This is a genomic window from Chamaesiphon sp. OTE_8_metabat_110, from assembly GCF_031382685.1.
Lineage (GTDB): Bacteria > Cyanobacteriota > Cyanobacteriia > Cyanobacteriales > Chamaesiphonaceae > Chamaesiphon.
In genome coordinates this window covers 1-2,940 of sequence record NZ_JANMZA010000207.1, presented here as the reverse complement: position 1 = coordinate 2,940, position 2,940 = coordinate 1, and the positions used below count along the sequence as shown (strand labels likewise).

Genomic DNA, 2,940 nt, shown 5'->3' with positions numbered 1-2,940 from the left:
ATAAAGTGACATGGCAATAACTAGATGAAATTAGATCGTTTTTTGGTGTGTGGTTTAGGTAGCTTGGGTCAACACTGCGTGCTGGCTCTCCACCAATTTGGCGTGAAGATTGTCGCGATCGAACAAGTTGCTCCTCAAAGTTGGGAAGTTCCAAATTTAGTCGATTTATTAGACGATCTGATTATTGGTGATTGCCGTGAAAATAACGTGTTGGCGCAAGCCCAAATCCAAGCCTGTCGCGCTGCCCTGATTGTCACTAGTAACGAAGGAGTTAATGCCGAAATTGCCCTCGCCATCCGCCAACTCAACCCCCATACGCGGCTAGTCGTGCGATCGGCAAAAACCAATCTCAATCAATTATTAAGCCAACAACTCGGCAATTTTATCGCCTACGAACCGATCGAACTGCCCGCTCACTCCTTTGCTATTGCCGCACTGGGCACGGATACTGTAGGCTTTTTCAATTTAGATGGTTACTGGTTGCGGGTGGTGCGACAACGCATGAGTCCCGCTCATCCTTGATGCAATGCCCGTCGGCTACACCAGATCGATACGCGCAGCCAGAAGCTACTGGCTCACACCAGATCTGCAACCGAGCCAGGTTTCTACCAATGGCAGTTTGAAGAGATAGTTACGGCTGGCGATTTAGTTACTTACATTGAAATTGCCGATCGATCCTCACTTCACGCCACCCCAGATCGATCGCTTGCTGCTGGCAAAAAAACTAAACAACCCCAGATCGCTCGCTGGGCGCGGCGTGTTGGCGATCGATTTAGGCAGTTTTGGCGATCGAACTTTCAGCAACAAGTCCGCCGCGTGGCCCTAATTTGCTGTCTGATTGTCGTGTTATTACTCGCGATCGCTACCGTCCTCTTTCGTCAGTATTATCCCAACACGACTTGGATATCGGCATTCTACGCCTCAGCAATCTTACTTTTAGGCGGCTATGGCGATTTATTTGGCAACTTTGAGAACATTACCACGATTCCCTGGTGGCTCCAAACTTTCGCCCTCGGCTTGAGTCTGGCTGGTACGGCTTTTGTGGGCGTGTTGTACGCAGTCCTCACCGAATCTCTTTTATCATCAAAGTTTCAATTTGTCAAGCAAAGACCGCCCGTACCGCAACAAAACCACATCGTCATCGTCGGTTTAGGACGAGTCGGGCAACAAGTGGCTCTGTTGCTACAGCAATTCAAGCAAACCGTTGTCGGCGTAACATTGCAGCCAGATATCAACAGTACGATCTTGCCAGATCTGCCGATAATTACGGGTAATATCGATCGATCTCTGGCGCAAGCCAATCTCACGACCGCCAAGAGCGTCATTATCGTCACCGATGATGAAATGCTCAATCTTGAAGTTGCCTTAATGGTGCAGGCGATCGATCCGCAGCTCGATCTGGTAATTCGGACATCGGGACAAAGGTTGAGCCAACATCTGACGAAAACGCTGCCAACTGCCCGGGTATTGGGGATGCAGACAGTATCGGCAGAAGTGTTTGCCGGAGCGGCATTCGGTGAAAATATTCTGAATCTATTTCACATCGATCGGCAAACCATTTTAGTCACTGAATACACGATCGAAACAGGCGACACGCTCGATCGATTGCTGCTAGCTGAAGCTGCCTATGGTTATGGGGTAGTACCCATTCTGCACCAGCGCAACCCCCGTCCCGCAATCTTAATGCCTACCGACGATATTTTGCTGGCTCATGGCGATCGCTTGGTAGTTTTGGCAACGACAGAGAGTTTGCGGCGGATCGATATCGGCGATCCCTACCCCAAATCTTGGCAGGTTGAAGTCGAGCTAGCGATGACCGCAGAATCCACTTTTGAAGGGGCAAATATCATCGGACGCATCTCTGGTTGTTCGCTGCGAACAGCTAGAGATTTGATGGAAAATTTACCAAGAATTTTGGATATTCCGCTCTATCAACATCAAGCTCAACGATTAGTGCGTGCGTTAGAACAGTTACGTGTCAAAGCTAAAATCATCCCGATTACCTCCGGTAGGCTACGCCAACGATCCGTTGGCGTAGCCTCTCAGAATGAGAATCGCCCACAGGTTATCTTTAATTTAAGAAACAAGCTAATTTGATTAACAAATAGTTAAAAATTAGATTTGTTCGTGGATAATAAAAAATCTTAATTATATTCTCAAGTCGATGCGATCGATTATACTCGCATCGATCGAACAGCCATGCCAAACTAGACACCAGTCGATCTTCTGAGGTCTACTTCAATAGATATCTACAGGAAAGTTTAATTGCATGGCTAAGAATACAATCATCATGATCGGCGATGGTATGGGCTGGGAAATGACCCGCGCCGCCGCCGTCTACAAACAGATTCAAGAAGGTAAAACTGGTACTAGCCTCAGCGATTTTTATACCGCTGGTAAAGGTACTGGTCTGAACATGCAGACCCTCACGGGCTACACCTTGGCGACTACTTACGGTACCACCATCCCCGATGCCAATGGTGTCTACAACACTGGTCAAGCAGCCGTAACTGGCCCTAGTACTGCGGCGACAGGTGCCAATCCAACTACTACTGGTTTTGTATTCAACCCTGCTTTCAACCCTGGTACGACTGCTAGTGGTGGGGCAAAAGTCAGCGATGGCGTAGTTGGTAACTTAGTTGGTTACGATCCAGTCCGTGGTGGTGTCAACCCCTGGACACCAGGTACCGACAAAGAATATATCAAACTCAGCTATCCTGACTCAGCCAATACCGCAACCACCCTCTACACTGGCGTTAAGAGCTACAACAACGCGATCGGTGTTGATATCTTTGAAGATAACTTAGAAGGTGCTTTGGCTAAAGCCGCAGCACAGGGTAAATCGACTGGTTTAGTGACATCAGTCCCGATCGATCATGCTACTCCCGCCGCCGCCGCCGCCAATGTCAACCGCCGGAATAAATACGACGAAGACTATCC

At 48.6% G+C, this 2,940-nt stretch carries 4 protein-coding genes; all 4 read left to right on the top strand.

Features of this window, described 5'->3' with window-relative positions; all coding sequences use genetic code 11:
• Positions 1 to 24: 24 nt before the first annotated feature.
• Positions 25 to 522: an NAD-binding protein gene (locus tag RMO52_RS07805; RefSeq protein WP_310412613.1), complete on the top strand. Its 498-nt coding sequence runs from the start codon at positions 25 to 27 to the stop codon at positions 520 to 522.
• Between the two features lie 136 nt (positions 523 to 658).
• Positions 659 to 826, top strand: coding sequence for a hypothetical protein (locus RMO52_RS07800; protein WP_310412610.1), 168 nt, complete (start codon positions 659 to 661; stop codon positions 824 to 826).
• The gene (locus RMO52_RS07795; protein WP_310412608.1) at positions 817 to 2,097 is read left to right on the top strand and encodes an NAD-binding protein; all 1,281 of its coding nucleotides are present in this window, start codon (positions 817 to 819) and stop codon (positions 2,095 to 2,097) included. Before RMO52_RS07800 ends, RMO52_RS07795 begins: the two co-directional genes overlap by 10 nt.
• Positions 2,098 to 2,269: 172 nt before the next feature.
• The coding region (locus RMO52_RS07790; RefSeq protein ID WP_310412605.1) for an alkaline phosphatase at positions 2,270 to 2,940 on the top strand (671 nt) is incomplete at its 3' end.

Coding starts and splice junctions, on each gene's coding strand:
- RMO52_RS07805 (WP_310412613.1), top strand. CDS start 25: ATGAAATTAGATCGTTTTTTGGTGTGTGGTTTAGGTAGCTTGGGTCAA.